The sequence below is a fragment of the Elusimicrobiota bacterium genome (assembly GCA_018816525.1).
In the GTDB taxonomy this organism is placed as follows: Bacteria; Elusimicrobiota; Endomicrobiia; order CG1-02-37-114; family XYA2-FULL-39-19; genus OXYB2-FULL-48-7.
The window spans coordinates 1-2,302 of record JAHIVV010000093.1; the positions used below are offsets into that span (position 1 = coordinate 1).

Genomic DNA, 2,302 nt, shown 5'->3' on the forward strand with positions numbered 1-2,302 from the left:
AAGCTGAAACCTGCCATTCTTTTGCGGCCGAACTATAACCGGTTCAATCAATCCATCACGTAAAATACTTGCGCCAAGTTCTCTTAAACTTTCTTCATCAAAGTATTTGCGGTGTTGATAGGGTGAAGGATCAATTTTTTTAATGTCTATCATACTGAACGAAAAAGAATAATTTTTATGGTCTGTTATGGGCATGATCCAAATCCCCTATAAAAAAATAAAAAAAATCTTATCGCGCGGGTTTAAAAATATAGATGTTTTATAAAAAAGATTATCAAAAAAGTAAAACTAAATGACATTTGCTGTTTCTGAAAAAGGGACAATTATTCTATTCCCATGTCCTCCCACGTCAGGTGTCCAAAATCAAACAGGGTAAAAAGATGTCAGGATTGGGAATTTAGATGATAGAGCGGTTTTTTTGCAGTTAAGTGCGGGCCGTGTTTTTTATATATTGGTACGTTGAAAGGAATAGATATCGTGAGTGTGTGGGAGCCTTTCAATCGACCTCACACGCACTCACGATTCTATCCTTTGGTATTTTCAATATTTGCATTATCGTAGCTCAAAATACCATTGAATGAAAGGAGGGGTTCCCCCTAAAAAGAATCATCCGAACTAAATCGGTGATATAGTTTAGGATCAATCTGCAATAAAGCAGTTGAACAATTTACGGAGGGGGAACCCCATGAAAAAACAAAACATTTATCGGAATCAAAGTCAAGAAATTCTTAGTCTTTTTGAGTCTGCAGGGGAAAGGAACAAAGCTATGTGCATTCCAATGGATTATGCAAAAAAAGATCATGTTGTTATGTTTTGCAATGGCAACGGTGATATCCTACGAAAACCTTTTTCAGTCAAGAATTCATTGGAAGGCAAAAATTATCTGGTGGATCAGGTTAAAAAATCTTGCCAGCATCGTGGCATTAAACTTCAGCATGTCTTTTTCGGAGGTGAAGACTGCGGCTCTTATGCTGATAATTTTACGTGTGACCTTAAGGTTATTGCAGCTTTACGTTCAGACAGTTGGGTGGTTGCCGGAGTAAACGCCTGTGATGCAAAGAAGCATCGTGACAACAAACAGGCAAGCACGGATATCCTGGATTTACTGGGGATCTGTAAAATGCTTCTTAGCTGCAAAGGAAACTGCTCTCCTGCTCAAACCGGTATCTATTGGAATTTACGAATGCTTGTCCGGCAAAGACGAAAACTGGTTCAAATGGCAACCGGGGTTAAACGTAGAATTCACTTCCTTGTTGATCAGATTTTCCCTGGATTTTTGGACGAGAAAAAAAGCGGGATTTTTCCGTTCTCAAAGGGTTCATTAGCGTTGATGGGCAATCGGTTTAGTGTACACCAAATCCGTCAACGTAGCCGCTCAACACTATCGAGGCTTCTCGCCCGAAATTTAGTCCATCATGCTGATCACTGTGCGGAACACCTCCAGAAATATACGTCCCAGGTTCTCCAACCTCCGGCAAAATATATTGCAACCTTGCAGCTTGCTTTGCAACAACAGGTCAAGCTTTATATATGCCTTCAGGAGAATATACAGCAGTTGGAAAAAGAAATTGCTGAACATTTAGCCCAGACTCCTGGTGCTTTTTTGACCAGTATCCGGGGTATCGGAATCGTTTTAGCTGCTGGTGTTTGTGCTGAGATTGGTGATCCTGATAGACAGAAATCTTTAAGCCAGCTGGTTTCATATGCCGGTATTATTCCAAGGATTAAACAAACCGGTGGGGTCCAGGGCAAAACTCAAGTTAGAAAAGTGGCAAAACGCTGCAATCGTATCCTGAAAGACTATGTTGTAAGATCGGGTTACCATATAGGGATAAATGGACCTGAAGAGTTAAAGCTGGATCACAAGCGACGAGGTGCACAAGGACAGCATGCAGATTTTGGTATGAGCAGACGATACCTTCGGATGGCAATGTGCTTGATGCGAACGTCTCAAACGTATCTTCCTAAAAGTCTGCGAGACACAAGGACCCCTATAAAGGAACGGGCTCAATATTATATGTTAACCTGGCCCACGTTCCGTAAAAAATGGGAGATAAAAGGTGCATTAGAGTTTGCATTTGATAAAGATAGGCCTTTAGGCCAGTGGCGCGACATTGTACAGGATCTTTATGGGATAGAGCTTGAATTATAAAATAAGCACAGGCCTGGCTTAATTTTCCATAGTTTGAGATTTCAAAATTTATGCGGACAGGATGGCTATGTTTATATTGTCGCATTCCTTCAGATAAATGACGGCTTACTTTAAAATGTTTACCATGTCCGCTCCAATATCAAAATATGG

Annotated in this window: 2 protein-coding genes; one reads left to right on the plus strand and one right to left on the minus strand. The window is 40.5% G+C overall.

The window, feature by feature from the left end; genetic code table 11:
- The coding region (locus KKH91_08275) for a ParB N-terminal domain-containing protein (protein ID MBU0952797.1) at positions 1–195 on the minus strand (195 nt) is incomplete at its 3' end.
- Between the two features lie 490 nt (positions 196–685).
- Between KKH91_08275 and KKH91_08280 the strand changes: the two genes are divergently transcribed.
- Entirely contained in the window at positions 686–2,152 is a 1,467-nt protein-coding gene (locus tag KKH91_08280; GenBank protein MBU0952798.1) for a transposase, read from the plus strand.
- Positions 2,153–2,302: the final 150 nt, after the last annotated feature.